Source organism: Variovorax sp. GW822-FHT04E09, from assembly GCF_058800845.1.
Genome location: NZ_JBXAMR010000002.1, coordinates 607747 through 628926, shown reverse-complemented (window position 1 = coordinate 628926; position 21180 = coordinate 607747). Strand labels below are relative to the sequence as shown.

Genomic DNA, 21180 nt, shown 5'->3' with positions numbered 1-21180 from the left:
GCAAGGCACCGCATCGACGTGAGCGTGTTCAGAGCACTTGTTGATCGGCCAGCACCACGACCGCGCCTCTCGTGCGCAGGACACCGGGTGCTTCCCGCAGCGAAATCAAGGAGGAGGCCGCAGGCCGGGGGACATTCGCCGAGGGAAGTACCCGGTGTCCTGGGCACGCACCCCGAACTAAGATCACCGCCCTCACAAAGAAGCCACGCATGCGCATCGCCCTCGTCTCCGACATCCACGGAAACCTCCCCGCACTGAAAGCCGTCGTCGAGGACATCGCGCGCCGCAAGGTGGATGCGATCGTCAACCTCGGCGACAGCCTCTCAGGCCCGCTGATGCCGCTGGAGACTGCGCAGTTCCTGATGGCGCAGGACTGGGTCCAACTCGCCGGCAATCACGAACGGCAACTGCTCACGTTGCCGACCTCCGGCCAGCGCGGGGAGTCCGACGCCTTCGCGCACGCCCGACTCGGCGAGGCAGAGTTCGCATGGATCGCCTCGCTCACGCCGTGCCAGCGCTTGAGCCCCGAGGTGCTGCTGTGCCACGGCACGCCGGAGAGCGACCTCACCTACTTCCTCGAAACGGTCGAGCCCACGCAACTGCGCATGGCCACCGCAGCAGAGGTCGATGCGCGTCTCGGCACAGTGGAAGCCGGCACGGAACTGGTCGCCTGCGGCCACACGCACCTGCCACGCGTGATGCACGCATCCAATGGCATCTTGATCGTCAACCCGGGCAGCGTCGGCCTGCAGGCCTATGGCGACGCGCATCCGTACCCGCACCACGTGGAGACCGGCTCACCCGATGCGCGCTACGCGCTGGTCGAACGGCACGACCACGGACAGTGGACCTGCACGCTGCTCACCGTGCCCTACGACCACGCCGCCATGGCGGCACTGGCTGCTGCCAATGGGCGTGCGGACTGGGCCCACGCACTGGCCACCGGGCGCATGCCCTAGATCAATCGCCGAAAGCGATGTCCGCGCTGTCGACCGCGCGGATCGGCACGCCGAAGCTCGTGATGTCCGACAGCGTCGCGTTGTGGTGCGCGCGGATGAAGGCGCCCTTGGCATGCGGCTTGTCGTGCGAGGTGTGGGCGTCGGCCGCCAGCACCACCTCGTAGCCCAGCGCGGCGGCGCGGCGCACGGTGGTGTCCACGCAGAACTCCGACGAATAGCCGCAGACCACCACGCGCCGCACGCCCTGCCCCGACAGCCAGGCCTCCAACGGCGTGCGCAGGAACGAATCGGGCGTGGTCTTGCGCAGGCGCGCGTCAGCCGGCGTCACCTGCAAGGCATCGGCCAGCTGCCAGCGCTCGGAATCGAACTCCAGGTCGATGGCGTTCTCGTGCTGGACGAAGGCCACCGGCACGCCGGCCGCGCGGGCCCGCGCCGTGAGCGCGTTGATGCGCCCGATGACCGCTTCGGCCTCGTACGGCCGGGGCGGATCGTCGCAAAGGCCGCGCTGCATGTCGATGACGAGGATGGCAGTTTTCATGGCGATGAAAGGCTGTGGACGTGGATCGCCGGAGTATGCCGCCGGCCCGCGCATTGCCCCCGCCCGCCGAATGTTTCTGTCGCTGAAACCATTGAAAAGCCAACTCCCGCTAGTCTCGCGCCTCAAGACCAACACACACGCAGAGGGCTTTCCCATGGCTGACGAATCGGACTCGCAAGGCGCTTATTTACCCCGGCTGCTGCGCCGCAGCGCGGTGCTCGCCACGGCCGGCTGCGCGTTCGTGGCCGGCTGCAGCAGCGCCGGCGGCGGGGAAACGCGCTACGACAACTCGCCGCAGTTCAAGGGCGGCGTGTTCCAGAACATGCCCAACCCCGAGCTGCAGCCCGCCGCCAGCACCTGGCGCATCTGGTCGCGCTTCATCGTCGGCAGCAAGGTCGACACCGTGCCGGTCGACCCCATTCCGGTGCGCGCCCTGACGCCCCAGGCGCTCGACGCACTAGCAGCCGACGCCAACCACGTGGTGCGCCTGGGCCACTCATCGCACCTGCTGAAACTCAAGGGCAAGTACTGGCTCATCGACCCCGTGTTCAGCGAGCGCGTCTCGCCCTTCACCTGGGTCGGGCCGAAGCGTTTTCACAAGCCGCCGATCCAGCTGGAGCAGCTGCCGCCGATCGAAGCGGTGATCCTCTCGCACGACCACTACGACCACCTCGACGTGGCCACCATCGAGTACCTGGCCACGCGCGTGCAGCGCTACTTCGTGCCGCTGGGCGTGCGCGCCCGGCTCATCGAGATGGGCGTGCCCGCCGAGCGCGTGACCGAGCTCGACTGGTGGCAAGGCGGCGAACATGCGGGCGTGAAGCTCACCGCCACGCCCGCGCAGCATTTCTCGGGCCGCGCGGTCACGCTGACCGACCGCGACCGCACGCTGTGGGCCTCGTGGGTGGTGCAAAGCGGCGACCAGCGCATCTTCTACAGCGGCGACTCGGGCTACTTCCCCGGCTTCAAGCAGATCGGCGAGCGCTTCGGCGGCTTCGACCTGGCGCTGATGGAAAACGGCGCCTACGACGCCTACTGGCCCGGCGTGCACATGACGCCCGAGCAGAGCGTTCAGGCCTTCGAAGACCTGCGCGGCAAGGTGCTCTATTCGGTGCACAACAGCACCTTCGACCTGGCCTTCCACACCTGGCACGACCCGCTGGACCGCATCGCCGACCTGGCGCAGGCCAAGAAGATCGACCTGGCCACGCCGGTGATCGGCGAAGTGCTCACGGTGGGCCAGGCACGCACCAACGTGCGTTGGTGGGCCGGGCTGAAGTAAGGAACGCACCGTCCACGCGGCGGTGTGTGTTTCAAATGTTGCTCGCCACTTTTGGAAGGTTTACAGACAGTTAACCAGCGGCCGGTTCAATCGCCGTGTCGCCGCGACGAATCCCTCACCGGACGCCGATCGCGGACGACACCGTCATCTGCAAGGCAGCAGCCACAGGGAGCAAGGTGATCACAAGAAGAACCGGCAAGAAAGGAGGCGGCATTCCCGCCATCTCGACGCGCGCCCCGAGGCGCCGCCTGGCGCGCATCGCCAGGGGTTTCGCCACGGGGCGCGTGCTGGCATCGATCGAGGGCGCAGGGGCCGTCGCACCCTCGATGCGCCGCACATCGGCCTGATCGTCAGCAACCCGGACAACCCCTTCTTCCTCCAGGTCTGACACTGCCGCAGCCCACGCTGCCGACCCGCGGCAACATCGGCACCGACCGGGGCCGGCAGGTCCGTCCATTCCCCCACGCTTGCCGCCGCAGATCGCGGATGCGAGGCGGTGCGGAACATGTCATCATCCCCACCCCTTCACCGGCCCCCTCTCGCAACGAGGCCCTCGCACCCATGCCCATGAAACGTCCCTGGCGCACCTGGCTGCTGGCCCTCCTCCTCGCCGTGGGCCCCGTGGGCAGCGCGCTCGCGACACATGCCAACCATGGCAAGGGCCCGCGCGTCGGCGTGCTCGTGAGCGACCTGCGCAACCCCTTCTTTGCCTACATCGCGCGCGCAGTGGAAAGCACGCTGGCCACAGACAGTCGCAACGCGGCGCACATCACGGTCGTGTCGAGCGGGTTCGATCCGCAGCGGCAGGACGAGCAGCTCAAGGAAATGATCCGCCAGCGCGTGCAGCTGGTGATCGTGACGCCGGTCGATTCGACCACCCTGCACGCCCGCGTCACCGAGGCGCGCGCGGCCGGCATCAAGGTGGTGGCGGTCGATGCGCTCGTGCAAGGTGCGGACGCGGCCGTGGTGACCGACAGCCGCGCGGCCGGCAGGCTCTCTTGCGAACACCTGGTGCGCACGCTCGGCGGCAAAGGCGAAGTGGCGATCATCGACGGCCCGCCGAACACGGCCGCGGTGGGCCGCGTCAACGGCTGCCGCGAGGCATTGAACGCCGCACCCGGCGTGCGCGTCGTGTCGATGGCGCTCAATGGCGGCGCCACCAAGGACGGCGGCGTCGAACAGATGACGCGGCTGCTCGCGCGCCATCCGAAGCTGTCGGGCGTGTTCGCGATCAACGACCTGTGCGGCATCGGCGCGGAACTGGCGGCCCAGGTCGCGGGCCGCCGCGACATCGTCATCACGGCGATGGACGGTTCGCCGGAGGTGGCGCAGCGGCTGCAGGACCCGACCACCTTGATCGTCGGCAGCGCGACGCAGTCGCCCACGTTGATGGGCCAGCGAGCGGCCCAGATCGGGCTGAAGCTCCTGAAGGGCCAGCCCCCCCAGCAGCGCGTGCTGCTGTTGCCGTCGAAGCTCGTGACGCGCGAGAACGTCGACGGCTACGACGGCTGGTAGGCCTCGTGGCTTACTTGCCTTCCTGCTCGCGCCGCTCGCGCGCGCGCCGCACCTGGCGCGTCTCGTTGGCCTGCGCGACGGCGCGGTCTTTCGCGCGCCGCTTGCCCTGGCGCTTCTCGCGCATGCGGCGCCCCAGGATGTAGCTGCCGAAACCCGTGACCACGGCGAGGATCACGCCGAGGATGCTGATGTCGATGCCGCCCAGCATCAGAGCACCCGCACGATGCTCGCCGGCTTGAAGCCCAGGTCGGCCGCCTTGCCCTTGCGCGCGCGGCTGCCGCGTGCATTGTTGAGCGTGCGGATCTCCAGCGTTTCGTCGCGCTCCTTGGCGCCGCGGCCGATGCCGTCGATGCGCACGCTGCGCGTGTAGGCGGCGGCACCGGCCAGCGTGTCCTTGGCCTCCAGATCGATCAGCGTCAGGCCGCGACCGCCCTTGGGCAGGCTCTTGAGCTCGGCGATGTCGAAGGTCAGGATGCGTCCGCCTGTCGAGGCGCAGGCCACGTGCGTCGCAGCAGGCATCGGCTCGGCGCCGCTCGCGCCGCCCACCAGCGACGGCCGGCACAGCTGCTCGCCCTCGCCCACGTCGATGAAGGCCTTGCCGCCGCGCTGGCGCGACATCATGTTCTCGATGGTGGCCATGAAGCCGTAGCCGCCCGTGTTGGCCAGCAGCAGGCAGGCACCCACCGGGCCCGCGAAGAAATGCGTGACGTGCGTGCCGGCATCGAGCTCGATGAGCGTGGTGACGGGCTGGCCGTCGCCGCGCGCGCCGGGCAGCGAGGCCACGGGCACGGTGTAGACGCGCACGCTCTTGTCCTTGGCGCTGCCGAAGACCAGCAGCGTGTCGACGCTGCGGCATTCGAAGGCGCCGTAGAGCGTGTCGCCCGACTTGAAGCTGTACTCGGGCGCGGTGCCGCCGTTACCGGCGGCCTTCTCGCTGGCCCAGCCCTTCTGCGCGCGCACCCAGCCCTTCTGCGACACGATCACGGTGACGGGCTCGTCGACCACCTTCACCTCGGCCACGGCACGCTTCTCGGCCTGGATGAGCGTGCGGCGCGGGTCTTCGAAGGTCTTGGCGTCGGCCTCGATTTCCTTGACCAGCAGGCGGCGCAGCGTGGCCGGGCTGGAGAGGATGTCTTCGAGCTTCTTCTGCTCGTCGCGCAGGCCGGCCAGCTCCTGCTCGATCTTGATGGCCTCGAGCCGCGCAAGCTGGCGCAGCCGGATTTCAAGGATGTCCTCGGCTTGGCGTTCGCTGAGGTTGAAGCGCGCGATGAGCGCCGCCTTCGGGTCTTCCGCCGCGCGGATGATGGCGATCACCTCGTCGATGTTCAGCAGCACCAGCTGCCGGCCTTCGAGGATGTGGATGCGGTCCTGCACCTTGCCCAGGCGATGGCGCGAGCGCCGCTCGACGGTGATCTCGCGGAACGCGATCCACTCGTTGAGCATCTGGCGCAGCGACTTCTGCGTGGGCTTGCCGTCGATGCCGACCATCGTGAGGTTGATCGACGACGAGGTCTCGAGCGAGGTCTGCGCCAGCAGCGTGGTCACGAACTCGTCCTGGCTGATGCGCGAGGTCTTGGGCTCGAACACCAGGCGCACGGCGGCGTCCTTGCTCGACTCGTCGCGCACCACGTCGAGCACCGACAGCATCGCGGCCTTGAGCTGCGTCTGGTCGGCGCTCAGGGCCTTCTTGCCGGCCTTGACCTTCGGGTTGGTGATTTCCTCGATTTCTTCGAGCACCTTCTGCGTGCTCACGCCCGGCGGCAGTTCGTTGACCACGAGCTGCCACTGGCCGCGCGCGAGGTCTTCGATCTTCCAGCGCGCGCGCACCTTGAGCGAGCCGCGGCCGGTGCGGTAGGCGTCGGCGATGTCGCTGGCGCTGCTGATGATCTGCGCGCCGCCCGGGTAGTCGGGGCCGGGCACGAGGGCGAAGAGCTCTTCTTCGCTGAGCTTGCCGTTGGACTTGATCAGCGCCACGCAAGCGTCGGCGATCTCGCGCAGGTTGTGGCTCGGGATCTCGGTGGCCAGGCCCACGGCGATGCCGCTGGCGCCGTTGAGCAGCGTGAACGGCAGCCGCGCGGGCAGCAGGCGCGGCTCCTCGGTGCTGCCGTCGTAGTTGGGAATGAAGTCGACCGTGCCTTCGTCGATCTCGTCGAGCAAGAGGCTGGTGATGCGCGCCAGGCGCGCTTCGGTGTAGCGCATGGCCGCGGCGCCGTCGCCGTCGCGGCTGCCGAAGTTGCCCTGGCCGTCGACCAGCGGATAGCGCTGCGAGAAGTCTTGCGCCATGCGCACCAGCGCGTCGTACGCGGCCTGGTCGCTGTGCGGGTGGAAGCGGCCGAGCACGTCGCCGACCACGCGCGCACTCTTCACGGGCTTGGCGCCCACGGTGCCGTTGGTGCCGCCGAAGCCCAGGCCCATGCGCGACATCGAGTACAGGATGCGCCGCTGCACCGGCTTCTGGCCGTCGGACACATCGGGCAACGCGCGGCCCTTGACCACGCTCAGGGCGTATTCGAGGTAGGCGGTCTGCGCGTAGTCGGCCAGCGTGAGGGTGGTGTCGCCGTCGGTGGGGCCTGCAAGGTCGAGCGGAGGTTGAGAGTCGTCCATGAAGAAGAGAGAAAGAAAAACAGTGACGGGCGGCGTGCGTTCGCGCTCAGCCCAAAATGAAAGTGGGGTGCATGGCGGCCTGCGGGATCACGACAGCGGCGACGGCGGCGAAGCGTCGCCCGGCTCCACCGCGCTGGTCGGCACGTCGGACGGCTCGGGAATATCGGGCATGGTCGGCACGTTGCGCGGCGACTCGGACGGCATGTTGCCGCGCCCGATCGCGCCGCCCTTGGGCACCGACATTTCCATGCGGATGCGCCCCGGCGTCCTGCCGCCGCTGCTGCCGCTTCCGCTTCCGCTGCGCAGGTTGCCGCCCACGGTCACGGCCGAGGGCTTGAGGTACGCATACAGCTGCAGCACGGTCTGCACGTAGTTCTGCGTTTCCTTGTAGTTCGGGATCTTGTTGCCCGCGCGCTGCACCGCGCCCTCGCCCGCGTTGTAGGCGGCCAGCGCGAGCTCGATCTGGCCCGGGAACATCGCGATCAGGTCGCGCAGGTAGCGCGAGCCGGCGGCGATGTTGATGTGCGGGTCGAACAGCTTCTTCTCGATCGTGCCGCGCTTGTCCGTCGCCACGCCGTAGCGCTGCGCGGTGGCCGGCATGAGCTGCATGAGCCCCATCGCGCCCTTGGGCGAGACGGCCTTGGCATCGAAGCCCGACTCGGTGGCGACCAGCGCCTGCAGCAGTTCGTAGTCGATGGCGTGCTTGCTCGACGCATCGCGCAGCGCCGCCTTGGCGGTCTTGTAGCCGGGCGAGGCCTCGAACATGGCGAGCAGGTTCTGCGACGCCGGCGACACCTTGCCGTCGAGCCGGCGGTTGATGCTGCCGCGGCCCATCGGCGACAGGCCCTTGGCGGTGTCGAAGCTCTGGCCGCCCTGGAAGAAGAGCTTGTAGCGCTCGTCGACCTTCTCGGCCGCGAAGTGCGCCACGCCGTTGCTGTCGATGTAGCCGTAGATGTCGGTCGCGTGCGCGAGCCCCTGCTGCATGCACAGCAGAAGGGCCAACCACAGCGAACGCTTGAAAACCGACATGCGTGTGAGAAGAAGGAAAGAAAAAGGAAACTGTCAGACGTCGATATCGACGTCGTCTGCGCGCAATTCCATGAGCTCGCGCCGCGCCGCCGCTTCGCCCTTGCCCATCAGCTTGGTGATCTCGCCCTGGGTGGACGAAAAATCGAACCGCCCCAATTGGACCTTCATCAGGCGACGGGTGTCCGGATTGAGCGTGGTTTCCCACAATTGTTCCGCGCTCATTTCGCCCAGGCCCTTGAAGCGGCTGATGCTCCAGGCGCCTTCGCGCACGCCATCCTTGCGCAATTTGTCGAGCGTGGCGGTCAGTTCGCCCTCGTCCAGCGCATAAACCTTGGAGGCCGGCTTCTTGCCGCGCGCGGGCGCATCGACCCGGAACAATGGCGGCTTTGCGACATACACGTGGCCGGCTTCGATGAGCTTGGGAAAGTGCCGGAAGAACAGCGTGAGCAGCAGCACCTGGATGTGCGAGCCGTCCACGTCGGCATCGGACAGGATGCAGATCTTGCCGTAGCGCAGTCCGCTCATGTCGGGCGTGTCGGCGGGGCCGTGCGGATCGACGCCCACGGCCACCGAGATGTCGTGGATTTCGGTGTTGGCGAACAGGCGGTCGCGCTCGACTTCCCAGGTGTTGAGCACCTTGCCGCGCAGCGGCAGGATGGCCTGGCTTTCCTTGTCGCGGCCCATCTTGGCGCTGCCGCCGGCAGAGTCGCCCTCGACCAGGAAGACTTCGTTGTGGCTGATGTCCTTGCTCTCGCAGTCGGTCAGCTTGCCGGGCAGCACGGCCACGCCGGAGCCCTTGCGCTTCTCGACCTTCTGGCCGGCGCGCTGGCGCGTCTGGGCGGCCTTGATGGCCAGCTCGGCCAGTTTTTTGCCGTAGTCGACGTGCTGGTTGAGCCACAGCTCGAGCGTGGGGCGCACGAAGCTGGACACCAGGCGCACGGCGTCGCGCGAATTCAGGCGTTCCTTGATCTGGCCCTGGAACTGCGGGTCGAGCACCTTGGCGCTGAGCACGTACGAAGCACGCGCGAACACGTCCTCGGGCAGGAGCTTCACGCCCTTGGGCAGCAGCGAGTGCAGCTCGATGAAGCTTTTCACCGCGTTGAACAGGCCGTCGCGCAGGCCGCTTTCGTGCGTGCCGCCGGCGCTGGTGGGAATCAGGTTGACATAGCTCTCGCGCACGGGCTGGCCGTCTTCGGTGAAGGCCACGCACCAGTCGGCGCCCTCGCCTTCGGCGAAGTTGTCGGCGTTCTTGTCGGCATGGCCGCTGCCTTCGAACAGCGGAATGACCGGGTCGCCGTTGAGCGTCTGCATGAGGTAGTCGCTCAGGCCGCCCTTGTAGAGCCACTGCTGGCTTTCGCCGGTCTTCTCGACGGCCAGCGTGACGCTCACGCCGGGCATCAGCACGGCCTTGCTGCGCAGCAGGTGGGTGAGCTCGCCCATGGGCAGCGCGGCGGTCTCGAAGTACTTGGCATCGGGCCAGGCGCGCACGGTGGTGCCCTGCTTGCGCTCGCCGGCTTCGAGCTTGCGGATTTCGAGCGCCTCGATCACGTCGCCGGCGCTGAAGGCCAGCTTGGCGACCGAGCCTTCACGGTGCGAGCTGACTTCGAGGCGCTTGGACAGCGCGTTGGTCACCGACACGCCCACGCCGTGCAGGCCGCCCGAGAAGCTGTAGGCGCCGCCCGAGCCCTTGTCGAACTTGCCGCCGGCGTGCAGCCGGGTGTAGACCAGCTCGATCACGGGGGCCTTCTCTTCGGGGTGCAGGCCGAAGGGAATGCCGCGGCCGTCGTCCTCGACGCTGACCGAGCCGTCGGTGTGCAGCGTGACCTTGATCTTCTTGCCGTAGCCCGCCAGCGCTTCGTCGGCGGCGTTGTCGAGCACTTCCTGGATGATGTGCAGGGGGTTGTCGGTCCGGGTGTACATGCCCGGGCGCTGCTTCACGGGCTCGAGGCCCTTGAGCACGCGGATGGAGCCTTCCGAATAGCCGGAAGCGGAGTCTGAAGATGTCTTGGGGGAAGTCGCCATGGGGGCGGATTGTAGTCAGTTGGGTTGAAATGACTGGATACCCATACAGGCACCGGCTTCGGTCTTTTCGCACATCAGGCGGGAGTTTCTGCGGGCGGACCGAACATCCGCGCGCCCAGGAAATCGATGAACGCCCGCAGCTTGGGCGACGGATGGCGCCCCGACGGCCACAGCACGCGGAACGCGATGGTACGGGGCCGCAGCAGGTGGTCGGCCAGTACGGGCTGCAGCGCCCCCTCGGCCAGCGCGGCGCGCACGCTGAAGTCGGGCAGGCAGGCGATGCCCCGGCCGCGCAGGGCGAAGCACAGGCGGGTCTCGATGTTGTTGCAGATCATCGAGACTGGCGGGCGCACCTCGCTGCCGTCGGGCCCGGGCGCGAGCGGCCAGACCTCCACCTTGCCGGTCGCTGGGTAGCGGTAGTGCAGGCAGGCGTGGCGGGCCAGATCGTCCGGCGAAGTGGGCGTACCGTGGCGCGCCAGGTACGCGGGCGAGGCCACCAGCAGCTGAGAGAACTCGCCCAGCTGGCGCGACGACAGCCGTGAATCCGCCGGCTCGCCGGTGCGCACCACGGCGTCGAAGCCCTCCTCGATGACGTCCACGAGGCGGTCGCTGAAGTCGAGGTCGAGTTCGATCGCCGGGTAGGCGGCCATGAAGTCGGCCAGCACCGGCAGCACCAGCGAGCTGACCAGCGGCAGGCTCACGCGCAGGCGCCCGCGCGGCGCTTCGGCGGCGTGCGACAGCTCCTGCTCGGCGGCCTCGATCTCCGCCAGCACGCGGCGGCTGCGCGCCAGGAACAGCGCGCCTTCGGCGGTGAGCGTGATGCTGCGCGTGCTGCGGTGGAACAGGCGCACGCCCAGCCGCTCCTCGAGCCGCGCCACGCGCTTGCCCACGGCCGAGGCCGACACGCCGAGCGCGCGCCCGGCCGCCACGAAGCTGCGGGTTTCGGCGACCTGAACGAAGACGGCAAAGCCGCTGAGGCTGTCCATGGGAAATCTCCATTACGGACTTGAATGTCCGCATTGAGCGGAACTGTAGCCGTCTTTATCCGAAGTCGGCTTCTTCCTATCGTGGGACGCATGACCTTTCTTCCCGACATTTCCCCCACTTTCACCCCTGCGTGGCAGGGCCCGGACCCGTCGCGCATTGACGCGGCCATCGACCGCGCGCTGGCCGAGCAGCGGCTGGTTGGCGCGGTGGTGCTGGTGCGCCACGACGGGCACCTCATCCACCGGCGCGCCGCCGGCTTGGCCGACCGCGAGGCCGGCCGGCCGATGCGCGAAGACGCGCTGTTCCGGCTGGCCTCGGTGTCCAAGCCCATCGTCTCGACCGCCGCGATGGTGCTCGTGGACCAGGGCCGGCTCGACCTGGACGACCCGGTGACGCGCTGGCTGCCGGACTTCCGCCCGCGCCTGCCTGAAGGCGGCGGCGAAGCCGTCATCACGCTGCGGCAGCTGCTGACCCACACGGCCGGCCTGGGCTACCGCTTCCTCGAAAGCACGGACGACGGCCCGTACGCGCGCGCCGGCGTGTCGGACGGTATGGATCGCGACGACGGCCTCACGCTGGCCGGCAACCTGCGACGCCTGGCCGGCGTGCCGCTGCTGTACCCGCCTGGCACCGGATGGCTCTATTCGCTGGCCATCGACGTGCTCGGCGCGGTGGTCGAGGCGGCCAGCGGACTGCCGCTGCCCGAGGCGGTGCACACGCTGGTGACCGGGCCGCTGCAGATGCACGACACGGGCTTCGCCGCCGCCCCCGGCGACCCGTGGCTGGCCACGCCCTACGTGAACGGCCCCGGCGCTACGCCACCGCAGCGCATGGACGGCCCGGTTGTCGCCACGCCGTTCGAGGGCGCCGTCGGCATCCGCTTCGACCCGGCGCGCGCTTTCGACGCCAACGCCTGGCCCTCGGCCGGCGCCGGCATGGTCGGCAGCGCGGGCGACTTCCTGCGCCTTCTCGACACGCTGCGCACCGGCGGCGCCCCGCTGCTGGGCGCCGCCACCGTCGACACCATGGGCCGCAACCACACGGGCGCCTGGGGGCCGGCGGACGCGCCGGGCTGGGGCTTCGGCCTGGGCTTTTCGGTGCTGCACGACCCGCAACCCACGCAGACGCTCGAATCGCCCGGCACCTGGCGCTGGGGCGGCGCCTACGGCCACGCCTGGTTCGTCGACCGGGCGCGCGGGCTCAGCGTGGTGGCCTTCACGAACACGCTCTACGAAGGCATGTCGGGCCGCTTCGTCACCGAACTGAGGGACGCCGTCTATGCGTGACACGACCTCTTCTTCACCGCTGCCCCTCTCGGGCCTGCTCGCACTGGCGGCCGGCGGCTTCATCACCATCCTCACCGAGGCGATGCCGGCCGGCCTGCTGCCGCAGATCGGCACCGACCTGAGCGTGGCGCCCGCGCTGGTCGGCCAGCTCGTCACCGTGTACGCGCTGGGTTCGCTGGTGGCGGCCATTCCGCTGGTGGCCTTCACGCGCGGCTGGCGGCGCCGGCCGCTGCTGATGGGCGCGATCGGCGGCTTCGCCGTGGTCAACACGGTCACGGCGCTGTCGCACGACTACACGCTGACGCTGGTCGCGCGCTTCTTCGCTGGCGTGTTCGCGGGCCTGCTGTGGGCACTGTTGGCCGGGCACGCCGCGCGCATGGTGACGCCGTCGCAGCAGGGCCGCGCCATCGCCGTGGCGATGCTGGGCGCACCGCTGGCGCTGTCGCTGGGCATTCCGGCGGGCACGCTGCTGGGCGCGAGCGTCGGCTGGCGGCCAGCCTTCCTGATCATGTCGGCGCTGTCGGTGCTGTTGCTTGGCTGGGTGCGCTGGCAGGTGCCCGACTTCCCGGGCCAGGAGGCCGGGCGCCAGCAGAGCGTGCGCCGCGTGTTCCTGCTGCCGGGCGTGCGGCCGGTGCTGGTGGTGATGTTCGCCTTCGTGCTGGCGCACAACATCCTCTACACCTACATCGCGCCCTTCCTGGCGCACGCCGGGCTCGGCGCGCAGGTCGGGCGGGTGCTGCTGGTCTTCGGCGCGGCGTCGCTGGGCGGCATCTGGCTCACGGGCGTGCTGATCGACCGCTGGCTGCGCACGCTGGTGCTGGCCGGCACGGCCGCCTTCGCGCTGGCGGCGCTGATGCTCGCCGCGGCGGGCGGATCGGCGGCGGGCGTGTACCTCGCGGTCGCGGTCTGGGGCCTGGCCTTCGGCGGCGCGGCGACGCTGTTCCAGACCGCCTCGGCCCAGGCGGCTGGCGACGCGGCGGACGTGGCGCAGTCGATGGTCGTGACCACCTGGAACCTCGCCATCGCAGGCGGCGGGCTGGCGGGCGGCCTGCTGCTGCAGGGCGGCGGCGCGGGCAGCCTGCCCTGGTCGCTGCTGGCGTTGCTGGTGCCGGGGCTGATGCTGGCGTGGCGGGCCTGCGAGCACGGCTTCCCGGGCGCGCGTGGCGCGGCGGCGGCACCGGCGCGCTGACCCCGAAGGCAGGCCACGCGCCTGCCTTCTTTCTTTGATGCCGTCCGCGCATCGAAACCGCGCCCACAAATCATCAATGGCCTTGGCCGCCACGCCACCTGCCGCAGCATCCATTTCGCTACATTCGAAGGATGCAAGCCTCCCCCGCTCCCACCCTTTCGATCAAGCAGGTGCTGTTCTGCGGCGCCATGATCGTCACGCTCTCGATGGGCATCCGCCACGGCTTCGGCCTCTGGCTGCAGCCCATCACGCAGGCGCAGGACTGGAGCCGGCAGACCTTCTCATTCGCGCTGGCGGTGCAGAACTTGTCGTGGGGCATCTTCGGCGTGTTCGCCGGCATGCTGGCCGACCGCTTCGGCGCGTTCCGCGTGCTGATCGGCGGCGCAATCTTCTACGCGCTGGGCCTGTTCGGCATGGCGCATTCGCCGACGCCGCTGCTCTTCACCCTGAGCGCGGGCGTGCTGATCGGCGCGGCACAGGCGGGCTCGACCTATGCGGTGATCTACGGCGTGATCGGCCGGCAGATCCCGGCCGAGCGCCGCTCGTGGGCGATGGGCGTCGCGGCGGCAGCCGGCTCGTTCGGGCAGTTCCTCATGGCGCCCATCGAAGGCCGCCTGATCGGCGCCCTCGGCTGGCAGACCGCACTGGCGGTGCTGGCGGTGGTGGTGCTCGTGATCGTCCCGCTGGCTTTCGGCCTGCGCGAACCCAAGACCGCGGCGCTGGCCGGCCACCGCGACCAGTCGGTGCTGCAGGCCGTGGGCGAGGCCTTCCGCTACCCGAGCTTCGGGCTGCTGATGGCGGGCTACTTTGTCTGCGGCTTCCAGTTGGCGTTCATCGGCATCCACATGCCGACCTACCTGCGCGACCAGAGCCTGTCGGCCGAAGTGGCCGGCTACGCGCTGGCACTGATCGGGCTGTTCAACGTGTTCGGCACCTACACGGTCGGCCTGCTGGGGCAGAAGCTGTCCAAGCCCAAGATCCTGGCGGCCATCTACTTTGCACGGGCGGTGTCGATCGCCCTCTTCCTGCTGGTACCGATCTCGCCGCTGAGCGTGTACGTGTTCTCGGCGGCCATGGGCTTCCTGTGGCTGTCGACCGTGCCGGCCACCAACGCCATCGTCGCGGGCATCTTCGGCGTGGCGCACCTGTCGATGCTCAGCGGCTTCGTGTTCCTGAGCCACCAGGTGGGGTCGTTCCTGGGCGTGTGGCTGGGCGGCTTCCTGTATGACACGACGGGCAGCTACAGCATCGTCTGGTACATCTCGATCGCGCTGGGCGTGTTCGCGGCGCTGATCAACCTGCCGGTCAAGGAAAGCGCCATTGCGCGCGGCGTCCGGCCGGCCGCCGTGGCGGGCTGACGGTCCGCGCTTTTCCTTTCTTTGTTCGCAAGGAGCCATCGCCATGACGCCCCGCACACGCAACCACTACCTGGCCCAGGCCGCCTGGCTCGCCGCCGTGCTGGCGGCGCTGGGCGGCGTGTTCGCGCTGTACGTGCATCCGACGTTCCTGGTCACGCTGGTCGACCAAGTGTGGTCCTGTTTCTGAACGACTTCGCCCCGAAACACCCGCAAGTCGGGCCCAGGCCACTATGAAAGATGTAGCAATTCCCGTGCATGCGAGCACGGCGCCCTCCGAATGGATCGTGCGCTGGTCGCACCTGCTCGCCCCGAACGCCACGGTGCTCGACGTGGCCTGCGGGTCCGGGCGGCACATGCAGTGGTTCGCCGGGCGCGGCCATGCAGCGACCGGCGTCGACCGGGCGCCCGAGGCCGTCGAGGCGGCCGCCGCCTTCGGTCGCGTGGTGGCGGCCGACATCGAGTCGGGCCCCTGGCCCTTCACGGCCCAGCGCTTCGGCGCGGTGATCGTCACCAACTACCTCTGGCGCCCGCGCATGGCCGACATCGTGGCCGCGGTGGCGCCGGGCGGCGTGCTGCTGTACGAGACCTTCGCCGCCGGCAACGAGACCGTCGGCAAACCCTCGCGGCCCGATTTCCTGCTGCAGCCGGGCGAACTGCTCGGGGCCTGCGCCAGCCTGCAGGTGATCGCCTATGAAGACGGCTTCCTGCCGGAGCCGGCGCGCTTCGTCCAGCGCATTGCCGCCGTGCGGCCCGGCGAAGCGGCCGCGGGCGCCCCGCCGCGCCACTTCCTGAAGGCCAGCTGAGCTGGCCGACACAACTGTCTCCGGCCCGGCCGGAGTCAGTAGAATGGCCGCTTTCGTCCACCGACAAAGAGATTCCCTTGGAGCAACTGACAGGCAGCATCGTCGCGCTCGTCACGCCGATGCACGACGACGGCAGTGTCGACTACCCCGCCCTGCGGCGGCTCATCGACTGGCACATTGACGAAGGCACCGACTGCCTTGGCGTGGTCGGCACCACCGGCGAATCGCCGACGGTCGATGTGGAAGAGCACTGCGAAATCATCCGCGTATCCGTCGAGCAGGCCCGGGGCCGCGTGCCCGTGATGGCCGGCTGCGGCGCGAACTCGACCAAGGAAGCCATCGAGCTCGCCAAGTTCGCCAAGGGCGTGGGCGCCGACTCGCAGCTGCAGGTCGTTCCCTACTACAACAAGCCCACGCAAGAGGGCCAGTACCAACACTTCAAGGCCATCGCCGAAGCCGTCGGCGACCTGCCCGTCGTGCTGTACAACGTGCCCGGCCGCACCGTCGCCGATATGGCGCACGACACCGTGCTGCGCCTGGCGCAGGTGCCCGGCATCATCGGCATCAAGGAAGCCACCGGCAACATCGAACGTGCCCAGTGGCTCATCCGCGACCTGCCGAAGAGCTTTGCCGTCTACTCCGGCGACGACCCGACCGCGGTCGCGCTCATGCTGTGCGGCGGCCAGGGCAACATCAGCGTCACGGCCAACGTGGCGCCGCGCAAGATGCACGAGCTGTGCGTGGCCGCGCTGGCCGGCGACGTCAAGCGCGCGATGCAGCTGCAGTTCGAACTGATGCCGCTGCACCGCAACCTGTTCGTCGAACCCAACCCGATCCCGCTCAAGTGGGCCATGGCCCGCCTGGGTCTGTGCGGCGGCGCCCTGCGGCTGCCGCTCACGGAACTCGGCGAAGCGAGCCGCCCGGCGGTCGAGGGCGCCCTGCGCGCCACCGGCCTGCTCAAGGACTGACCGAGCTTCCCACCGATCACACCGGTTCCCGCCTGCCCTTTCCCCCTGTTCGCAGCAAGGTCAAGCAACCTTTTGCCGCAACGGTGCTCAGAGAGGGCGGGGCGCTGGGGCCCATCGATTGACCGAACCATTCCACCAAGGAAGACGACGTTGAAGAACATTTCGCGACTTGCACTGCTGGCCCTCGTTGCCAGCCTCGCCGCCTGCTCCGTCCTCGAGAGCGACAAGATCGACTACAAGAGCGCCGGCAAGGCCCCGACGCTCGAAGTCCCACCCGACCTGTCCCAGCTCTCGCGCGACAACCGCTACGCAGTGCCGGGCGGCGCCGTCACCGCCAACGCCTACCAGGCCGGCATCGCGAACGCACCGGGCATCCCCACCGCCGTGGCCAACATCGGCGACGTGCGCATGGAACGCTCGGGCACGCAGCGCTGGATCGTCATCAACCGCACGCCCGACCAGCTCTGGGAGCCCGTCAAGGACTTCTGGCAGGAAAACGGCTTCCTGCTGACCACCGACCAGCGCAACCTGGGCATCATGGAAACCGACTGGGCCGAGAACCGCGCCAAGCTGCCGCAGGACATCATCCGCGGCACGCTGGGCAAGCTGGTCGATTCGGTCTACTCGACCGGCGAACTCGATCGCTTCCGCACCCGCCTGGAGCGCAGCACCAACGGCACCGAGATCTTCGTCAGCCACCGCGGCATGCAGGAGGTCTACAACAACTCCCGCCAGGACCAGACCGTGTGGCAGCCCCGCCCGAGCGATCCTGAGCTCGAGACCGAATTCCTGCGCCGCCTGATGGTCAAGCTCGGTGTGTCGCAAGAGCAGTCGAAGATCCTCGCTGCGACCACCGCAGCGCCCAAGACCGCCACCGTGGCCACCGTCGGCAACCAGCCGGTCGTGCAGATCAGCGAAGGCTTCGACCGCGCATGGCGCCGCGTCGGCCTGGCCCTGGACCGCACCGGCTTCACCGTCGAAGACCGCGATCGCAGCGCCGGCACCTACTACGTGCGCTACGTGACACCGAACCCCGACAAGAAGGACGACGGCTTCTTCGGCAAGCTGTTCAGCTCCAAGAAGGACGAAGCGCCGATCAAGTTCCGCATCTCGGTCAAGAGCCAGGGCGAAGCCACCACGGTCTCGGTCCTGAACGACGCCGGCGCGCCCGAAACCTCGGCCAACGCGCAGCGCATCGTCAAGGTCATCGCCGACGACCTGAAGTAAGCCCCATGCTCCGCTTCCGAAGCCTCGGCAGCGGCAGCACGGGCAACGCCGCGCTGGTCGAAGCAACGACCAGCGCCGGCCGCACCACCCGCCTCCTCGTCGACTGCGGCTTCGGCATCCGCCAGCTCGACCGGCGGCTGGCCCAGGCGGGCCTTGCCGCAGCGGACCTCGACGCCGTCTTCATCACGCACGAGCATGGCGACCACATCGGTTGCGCCCATGCCCTGTCGCTGCGCGACCGCATTCCGGTCTGGATGAGCGAAGGCACGTGGCTTGCCACCGGCGGCCGCGACTACGAAGGCCGCCTGCACCTGGCGCGCGACGACGCCGAGTTCACGGTCGGCGACCTCTGCCTGCAGCCCTTCACCGTGCCCCACGACGCGCGCGAGCCGCTGCAGCTGCGCTGCACCGACGGCAACCGCACGCTGGGCGTGCTGACCGACCTGGGCCACGCCACCAGCCACGTGCTGGCCCGGCTGCGCGGCGCGCACGCGCTGCTGCTGGAGTTCAACCACGACAGCGACCTGCTCGCCGGCTCGGCCTACCCGTCGTTCCTGAAGCAGCGCGTGGGCGGCAACTACGGCCATCTGTCGAATACCGCGGCCGCCGAGATCGCGCGTGCCGTGCTTCACGACGGGCTGCGCCACGTGGTCGCGGCGCACCTGAGCGAGCAGAACAACCGGCCCGAGATCGTGCGACGCCTCATGGCCGAGGCACTGGGCGGCGACGAGGCCGAGATGCTCACGGCGACCGCCGCCGAGGGCTCGCCCTGGCTCGACGTCTGAGCAGGCGGGGCATCGCCCTCCCCCAATGAAAAAGCCGCCCGAGGGCGGCTTTTTGCATGGTGCGGACCTGCAGCGGAATTACTGCTTCGGTGCCTCGCCCTTCTTGGCGGCCTCGGTCGCGGCGTTGGCGGCGTCCAGGGCCGACGAGGCGGCGGCCGACGGTGCCGACGCAGGTGCGGCGGCCGGCGGAGCGGCGGGTGCGGGTTCGGTCACGGGAGCGGGCGGCGGGGTCACGACCGCGGGGGCGGCGTCCTCTTTCTTTCCGCAGGCCACCAGGGCGGCAGCGGCGATCAGCGAGGCAATCAGGACGGACGACGACTTCTTCATGAGGACTCCTTTGGCAATGAAGGTCTGGAACCAAAAAATTCTAGACCGCCAACCCCGCCTGGATATGTCGCGGGGGTGTATTTGCGGCATTGGCTTACAAGCCGAGCGTGGAGGCGGGAAAAGCCGGTCGCCCCTGGCGCCAGCGCTCGTCGAAGCTTTCGCGCAGGTCGCGCCGCGCACGCGTATCGCTGCTGCAGACGCCGCGGCTGCGCTCGGGGTCGATGCGGTGCAGGCACCAGGTGGGCGTCCAGAAGGCACTGGGCGCCTCCTCTGCCGTGCCTGAGCGGCCTGCCGCGCGGCATTCGACGATGTGGTCCCAGGTGCGGCGCCACGTCACGAAACGCGCGTGACCGCGCTCGATCAGGTCGAAGCGCCCTGCCAGCAGCAGCAGGCGGCGCCCGCTGGCCGACCACGCCTGAAGCGCCTCGATGCTGGCGCGCTCGCCCAGTGGCCAGTCGGCGAAGTCGGGGTCACTGAAGACGATCTCGTTCCAGCCCTGGTGCGCGGCGGCGGACAAAGCCCCGCGAACGAGGTCGGCGAAGGCCTCGCGGCCGTCGAAGCGGCCTTCGCTCAGGACCGGTGCGGCGCCTTCATTCGGCATGCAGCCAGCCCGCCTCGCACCACTCGCCCAGCAGCGCCCGCGCGCCCTCGCTGGCGCGGGCCAGTTCGCGCGCACCGAGCGCGCGCTGGTCGGCCAGCCGCCGCATCAGCGTGGCGTCGGCCCCGCCGGCGCGGAAGCTCTCGCCGTTGATGTAGATGTGCCGCGCGTCGTAGAGCATGCGCGTGCGGCGGTCGAGCGCGACCTCGCGCAGCACCTCGGGCACTTCATTGCCTTCGCCGAACCAGACGTTGGCCTTCGGCTCGGTGAGCGATTCGCCCAGCGCGCGGTCGATGGCGTCAGGGTCGCGCAGCGCGGCTTCGACGGCCTTGCGCGCGAAGTCCTGCAGCGCGGTCGGCATTGCAGCCGGGGTCTCGACGGCAGGCTGCGACGGGTCGCGGTAGCGCGCGAGTTCAGCCGGGCCCGCGTCTTCCAGGTCTTCGGCATAGGCCTGCGCCACACGCGCCAGCAGGTCCGCACCCAGCTCGCCCACGGCGGACGAGCGCAGTCCGATGGAATACGTCATGCACTCACCGCCCACCGCCACGCCGTCGTGGGCGTACTTGGGCGGCAGGTACAGCATGTCGCCGGGCTCGAGCACGAAGGTCTGCTCGGGCTCGAAGTGCTCGAGCACCTTGAGCGGCACGTCGGGCTGCAGCCGCAGGTCGGACTGCTTGCCGATGGACCAGCGGCGCCGGCCCTGCGCCTGCAGCAGAAACACGTCGTAGCTGTCGAAATGCGGGCCGACGCCGCCGGTGTCGCTCGCGTAGCTGATCATCAGGTCGTCCAGGCGCGCGTCGGGCAGGAAGCGGAACTGCCGCAGCAGGTCGTGCACGCCGTCGTGATGCAGGTCGACCCCCTGCACCAGCATCGTCCAGCCCGGCTGCTTCAGCGGCGGCAGCGCGCGGCGGGGCAACGGGCCGTGCTTGAGCGACCAGCCGGCCTTCCCATGCCGGATGAGGCGCGACTCGACCCCCTCGCGCTCCGCCAGCGCGAAGAGCGCTTGGCGGTCGATCGATGGCACCATCGAGGGAACGGCCTGCCGGATCAGCAGGGGCTTCTTTTGCCAGTACCGGCGCATGAACTGCGCGGGACTCAGGCCGCCAAGCAAGGGCAGCGGTTGATTGATCTCCATGGGAGAATTCTGCAATGGAAATCTCTGAACAATGCGTGGTCGGCCTGACCTGGACCATGAAAGACACGCTCGGCGATGTGCTGGACGTGCTCGACGAGCCGGTGGAATTCATGGTGGGCGGCGACGACCTCTTCGACGTGATCGAGGCCGCCCTGCAAGGCCATGAGCCCGGCGCGCGCGTGCAACTGCAGATCGAACCCGAGCAGGGCTTCGGCGACTTCAACGACCAGCTGCTCTTCCTGGAGCCGCGCGCGCTGTTCCCCGAAGGCACCGAGGAAGGCATGACCTTCGACGGCTCCGCCCTGCCCAAGGGCGTGAGCGACGGCATCCCCAAGGACGCGATCTACACCGTAGCCGAGATCTACCCCGACCACCTCGTGCTCGACGGCAACCACCCGCTGGCGGGCATCGCGATCCGCCTGGACATCACGGTGCGTTCGGTGCGCGAAGCCACCGAAGAAGAAGTCGGCCGGGGCACGGCGGGCACCGCCTTCTTCAAGGTGCCGCCGATGGCACCGGGCGGCCAGATGCTGCACTGACACCCAGCCATCCCACAAAGCAAAAGCCG

21 protein-coding genes are annotated in these 21180 nt (G+C 69.1%); 12 read left to right on the top strand and 9 right to left on the bottom strand.

The annotated features are described in order from the left end of the window. Window positions 1-209: 209 nt before the first annotated feature. A complete protein-coding gene (locus tag AC1RL8_RS10370) occupies window positions 210-959 on the top strand; it encodes a metallophosphoesterase family protein (protein ID WP_492685221.1) in 750 nt (249 codons plus the stop codon). Between the two features lies 1 nt (window position 960). Here AC1RL8_RS10370 and AC1RL8_RS10365 read toward each other — a convergent pair whose 3' ends face one another. Continuing rightward, window positions 961-1497: a cysteine hydrolase family protein gene (locus AC1RL8_RS10365; protein WP_070059506.1), complete on the bottom strand. Its 537-nt coding sequence runs from the start codon at window positions 1495-1497 to the stop codon at window positions 961-963. Between the two features lie 154 nt (window positions 1498-1651). Here AC1RL8_RS10365 and AC1RL8_RS10360 point away from each other — a divergent pair, with 154 nt between their 5' ends. Continuing rightward, window positions 1652-2779: an MBL fold metallo-hydrolase gene (locus AC1RL8_RS10360; RefSeq protein WP_354346275.1), complete on the top strand. Its 1128-nt coding sequence runs from the start codon at window positions 1652-1654 to the stop codon at window positions 2777-2779. A 561-nt stretch (window positions 2780-3340) separates the two neighbouring features. Next, a complete protein-coding gene (locus AC1RL8_RS10355; protein WP_492685220.1) occupies window positions 3341-4294 on the top strand; it encodes an ABC transporter substrate-binding protein in 954 nt (317 codons plus the stop codon). Between the two features lie 10 nt (window positions 4295-4304). Here the strand turns inward: AC1RL8_RS10355 and AC1RL8_RS10350 are convergent, their stop codons facing one another. From AC1RL8_RS10350 to AC1RL8_RS10330, 5 genes are all read right to left on the bottom strand, one after another. Next, window positions 4305-4502 (bottom strand): hypothetical protein, encoded by a 198-nt coding sequence (locus tag AC1RL8_RS10350; RefSeq protein WP_492685219.1) that lies wholly within the window; start codon window positions 4500-4502, stop codon window positions 4305-4307. Continuing rightward, complete coding sequence (gene parC / locus AC1RL8_RS10345) at window positions 4502-6898, bottom strand: DNA topoisomerase IV subunit A (RefSeq protein WP_487849188.1); 2397 nt, start codon at window positions 6896-6898, stop codon at window positions 4502-4504. The genes AC1RL8_RS10350 and parC overlap by 1 nt, the downstream gene beginning before the upstream one ends. A gap of 87 nt (window positions 6899-6985) precedes the next feature. Continuing rightward, window positions 6986-7927, bottom strand: a complete 942-nt coding sequence (locus tag AC1RL8_RS10340; RefSeq protein WP_492685218.1) for a lytic transglycosylase domain-containing protein — start codon at window positions 7925-7927, stop codon at window positions 6986-6988. A gap of 33 nt (window positions 7928-7960) precedes the next feature. Beyond that, window positions 7961-9949 (bottom strand): DNA topoisomerase IV subunit B, encoded by a 1989-nt coding sequence (locus tag AC1RL8_RS10335; protein ID WP_062474697.1) that lies wholly within the window; start codon window positions 9947-9949, stop codon window positions 7961-7963. Window positions 9950-10023: 74 nt separating this feature from the next. After that, a complete protein-coding gene (locus AC1RL8_RS10330; protein ID WP_492685217.1) occupies window positions 10024-10935 on the bottom strand; it encodes a LysR family transcriptional regulator in 912 nt (303 codons plus the stop codon). Between the two features lie 90 nt (window positions 10936-11025). Between AC1RL8_RS10330 and AC1RL8_RS10325 the strand changes: the two genes are divergently transcribed. From AC1RL8_RS10325 to AC1RL8_RS10290, 8 genes are all read left to right on the top strand, one after another. Then, a complete protein-coding gene (locus AC1RL8_RS10325) occupies window positions 11026-12222 on the top strand; it encodes a serine hydrolase domain-containing protein (protein ID WP_492685216.1) in 1197 nt (398 codons plus the stop codon). After that, a complete protein-coding gene (locus tag AC1RL8_RS10320) occupies window positions 12215-13411 on the top strand; it encodes an MFS transporter (RefSeq protein ID WP_492685215.1) in 1197 nt (398 codons plus the stop codon). The genes AC1RL8_RS10325 and AC1RL8_RS10320 overlap by 8 nt, the downstream gene beginning before the upstream one ends. 131 nt (window positions 13412-13542) lie before the next feature. Continuing rightward, on the top strand, window positions 13543-14769 hold the full coding sequence (locus AC1RL8_RS10315) for an MFS transporter (protein ID WP_492685214.1): 1227 nt from the start codon (window positions 13543-13545) through the stop codon (window positions 14767-14769). 43 nt (window positions 14770-14812) lie between these two features. Further along, window positions 14813-14956: a hypothetical protein gene (locus AC1RL8_RS10310; protein ID WP_167395003.1), complete on the top strand. Its 144-nt coding sequence runs from the start codon at window positions 14813-14815 to the stop codon at window positions 14954-14956. A 43-nt stretch (window positions 14957-14999) separates the two neighbouring features. Continuing rightward, the gene (locus AC1RL8_RS10305; protein ID WP_492685213.1) at window positions 15000-15572 is read left to right on the top strand and encodes a class I SAM-dependent methyltransferase; all 573 of its coding nucleotides are present in this window, start codon (window positions 15000-15002) and stop codon (window positions 15570-15572) included. Window positions 15573-15643: 71 nt separating this feature from the next. After that, a complete protein-coding gene (gene dapA, locus AC1RL8_RS10300) occupies window positions 15644-16540 on the top strand; it encodes a 4-hydroxy-tetrahydrodipicolinate synthase (RefSeq protein WP_409574630.1) in 897 nt (298 codons plus the stop codon). Between the two features lie 150 nt (window positions 16541-16690). Beyond that, the gene (bamC, locus tag AC1RL8_RS10295) at window positions 16691-17767 is read left to right on the top strand and encodes an NlpB/DapX family lipoprotein (RefSeq protein ID WP_062474681.1); all 1077 of its coding nucleotides are present in this window, start codon (window positions 16691-16693) and stop codon (window positions 17765-17767) included. A gap of 5 nt (window positions 17768-17772) precedes the next feature. Then, the gene (locus AC1RL8_RS10290; protein ID WP_062474678.1) at window positions 17773-18552 is read left to right on the top strand and encodes an MBL fold metallo-hydrolase; all 780 of its coding nucleotides are present in this window, start codon (window positions 17773-17775) and stop codon (window positions 18550-18552) included. Window positions 18553-18630: 78 nt separating this feature from the next. Here AC1RL8_RS10290 and AC1RL8_RS10285 read toward each other — a convergent pair whose 3' ends face one another. The 3 genes from AC1RL8_RS10285 to AC1RL8_RS10275 all read right to left on the bottom strand — a co-directional run bounded on the left by AC1RL8_RS10285 (window position 18631) and on the right by AC1RL8_RS10275 (window position 20612). After that, the gene (locus tag AC1RL8_RS10285; protein ID WP_056583267.1) at window positions 18631-18879 is read right to left on the bottom strand and encodes a hypothetical protein; all 249 of its coding nucleotides are present in this window, start codon (window positions 18877-18879) and stop codon (window positions 18631-18633) included. 94 nt (window positions 18880-18973) lie between these two features. Next, window positions 18974-19480 (bottom strand): hypothetical protein, encoded by a 507-nt coding sequence (locus tag AC1RL8_RS10280; protein ID WP_492685212.1) that lies wholly within the window; start codon window positions 19478-19480, stop codon window positions 18974-18976. After that, complete coding sequence (locus AC1RL8_RS10275) at window positions 19470-20612, bottom strand: JmjC domain-containing protein (RefSeq protein ID WP_492685211.1); 1143 nt, start codon at window positions 20610-20612, stop codon at window positions 19470-19472. The genes AC1RL8_RS10280 and AC1RL8_RS10275 overlap by 11 nt, the downstream gene beginning before the upstream one ends. A gap of 14 nt (window positions 20613-20626) precedes the next feature. Here AC1RL8_RS10275 and AC1RL8_RS10270 point away from each other — a divergent pair, with 14 nt between their 5' ends. Continuing rightward, window positions 20627-21151, top strand: coding sequence for an FKBP-type peptidyl-prolyl cis-trans isomerase (locus tag AC1RL8_RS10270; RefSeq protein ID WP_070059521.1), 525 nt, complete (start codon window positions 20627-20629; stop codon window positions 21149-21151). Window positions 21152-21180 lie beyond the last annotated feature (29 nt).

Bases quoted from the DNA above. Each gene is read 5' to 3' on its own strand.
- AC1RL8_RS10325 (WP_492685216.1), top strand. From the start codon at position 11,026: ATGACCTTTCTTCCCGACATTTCCCCCACTTTCACCCCTGCGTGGCAG.
- AC1RL8_RS10285 (WP_056583267.1), bottom strand. From the start codon at position 18,879: ATGAAGAAGTCGTCGTCCGTCCTGATTGCCTCGCTGATCGCCGCTGCC.
- AC1RL8_RS10275 (WP_492685211.1), bottom strand. From the start codon at position 20,612: ATGGAGATCAATCAACCGCTGCCCTTGCTTGGCGGCCTGAGTCCCGCG.
- AC1RL8_RS10335 (WP_062474697.1), bottom strand. From the start codon at position 9,949: ATGGCGACTTCCCCCAAGACATCTTCAGACTCCGCTTCCGGCTATTCG.
- AC1RL8_RS10365 (WP_070059506.1), bottom strand. From the start codon at position 1,497: ATGAAAACTGCCATCCTCGTCATCGACATGCAGCGCGGCCTTTGCGAC.
- AC1RL8_RS10290 (WP_062474678.1), top strand. From the start codon at position 17,773: ATGCTCCGCTTCCGAAGCCTCGGCAGCGGCAGCACGGGCAACGCCGCG.
- AC1RL8_RS10315 (WP_492685214.1), top strand. From the start codon at position 13,543: ATGCAAGCCTCCCCCGCTCCCACCCTTTCGATCAAGCAGGTGCTGTTC.
- AC1RL8_RS10270 (WP_070059521.1), top strand. From the start codon at position 20,627: ATGGAAATCTCTGAACAATGCGTGGTCGGCCTGACCTGGACCATGAAA.
- AC1RL8_RS10305 (WP_492685213.1), top strand. From the start codon at position 15,000: ATGAAAGATGTAGCAATTCCCGTGCATGCGAGCACGGCGCCCTCCGAA.
- AC1RL8_RS10350 (WP_492685219.1), bottom strand. From the start codon at position 4,502: ATGCTGGGCGGCATCGACATCAGCATCCTCGGCGTGATCCTCGCCGTG.
- AC1RL8_RS10330 (WP_492685217.1), bottom strand. From the start codon at position 10,935: ATGGACAGCCTCAGCGGCTTTGCCGTCTTCGTTCAGGTCGCCGAAACC.
- AC1RL8_RS10370 (WP_492685221.1), top strand. From the start codon at position 210: ATGCGCATCGCCCTCGTCTCCGACATCCACGGAAACCTCCCCGCACTG.
- AC1RL8_RS10340 (WP_492685218.1), bottom strand. From the start codon at position 7,927: ATGTCGGTTTTCAAGCGTTCGCTGTGGTTGGCCCTTCTGCTGTGCATG.
- AC1RL8_RS10320 (WP_492685215.1), top strand. From the start codon at position 12,215: ATGCGTGACACGACCTCTTCTTCACCGCTGCCCCTCTCGGGCCTGCTC.
- AC1RL8_RS10360 (WP_354346275.1), top strand. From the start codon at position 1,652: ATGGCTGACGAATCGGACTCGCAAGGCGCTTATTTACCCCGGCTGCTG.
- AC1RL8_RS10355 (WP_492685220.1), top strand. From the start codon at position 3,341: ATGCCCATGAAACGTCCCTGGCGCACCTGGCTGCTGGCCCTCCTCCTC.
- AC1RL8_RS10310 (WP_167395003.1), top strand. From the start codon at position 14,813: ATGACGCCCCGCACACGCAACCACTACCTGGCCCAGGCCGCCTGGCTC.
- AC1RL8_RS10280 (WP_492685212.1), bottom strand. From the start codon at position 19,480: ATGCCGAATGAAGGCGCCGCACCGGTCCTGAGCGAAGGCCGCTTCGAC.
- parC (WP_487849188.1), bottom strand. From the start codon at position 6,898: ATGGACGACTCTCAACCTCCGCTCGACCTTGCAGGCCCCACCGACGGC.